General features: G+C 30.3%; 1 protein-coding gene. It reads right to left on the minus strand.

The window, feature by feature from the left end; genetic code table 11:
* Nucleotides 1–291: 291 nt before the first annotated feature.
* Nucleotides 292–915: a TlpA family protein disulfide reductase gene (locus ACRD62_RS22430; protein WP_430822317.1), complete on the minus strand. Its 624-nt coding sequence runs from the start codon at nt 913–915 to the stop codon at nt 292–294.
* Nucleotides 916–1133: the final 218 nt, after the last annotated feature.

The following is a 1133-nucleotide window of genomic DNA, read 5'->3' on the forward strand; positions in this document are numbered from 1 at the left end:
TCATCACGAGCAATTCCTTTGGCTCTTGAACCATACAATATTATCTGTGCATCAGGAAATTTTCCTTTTACAGTATTCTTTATGTCAGATAATATTTTATTCGAATCACTCATGTTACAAAGATAAAAAATTCCTTATTCTAAGCTGTGTATTAGATTTTTAATTTTGGGTAACGTTTGCTGGATGAAGTCGTGGCGACTGGTCGTGGTGTCGTTTGACCTGATAGGGGGAGTAGGACAATAGACAAAGGCGTCAGGACAAGTAAACCAAGACATGCTTTATTTCCATGAGTTATATGCCGAATATTTCTTTAAGTTTTTCTTTTAACTGATCTTCCTTAAATCCATTACTTGAGTATATTATTTTCATGTCTGCAGAATCAATTAAATATACGGTAGGTGCTGAGTTAATTTTATATTTCTTTTCTATTTCTAAGTCGGATGACCATAGTAGAGTATATTGAATGTTATTTAAATCCTTATACTCTTTTATCTTTTGAGGATTACTACATTTTAAATTTACACCTACAACTTTTAAATTATATGGTTTATATTCATTTTGAATTTCATTGAGGATAGGGATTGACTTATGACATGGTCCACAGCCTATAAAACCAAAATTCAACAAGATATAATTACCCTTCAAACAATTTAAAGAAATTGAATCACCATCAATTTGAGGTAGTTTGAACTCTGGAGCAATGTGTTCTATGGCCAGTTTATGCTTTTTAAGTCCCCAGCTATAATTTTTGGGAACACTTTCAATCGAAAGGATTTTATCATCATATTTAGTAGCCTTAAAGTTCGAGAAATGTACTTTTATTACATGATAATTAGCATCATCTATATCTTCTTTACAATATAAATATCGTGGAATAACTTTATTTTTATCAAAAGCAATTTTTACGAATGACATAGTATCCTTTTGATATTTGTACCACCAAAAATATAAGTCCCTTTTTATGTTAAATGAAAACAAATCACATTCAATATTATTTATAATTGTATCTTTTAATGTCAAATTTGTGATATTTGTTTCGTAAGCATCCGGTAAACTCCGCCTAAAATATCCCCATGTCAGTTTTTATTTTTCGGAAAACTAAAAACGAACGACATGCTAAACGCTAAGAAATT

The organism is Carboxylicivirga caseinilyticus, from assembly GCF_050589785.1.
Classification (GTDB): Bacteria; Bacteroidota; Bacteroidia; order Bacteroidales; family Marinilabiliaceae; genus Carboxylicivirga; species Carboxylicivirga caseinilyticus.

Bases quoted from the DNA above. Each gene is read 5' to 3' on its own strand.
- ACRD62_RS22430 (WP_430822317.1), bottom strand. From the start codon at position 915: ATGTCATTCGTAAAAATTGCTTTTGATAAAAATAAAGTTATTCCACGA.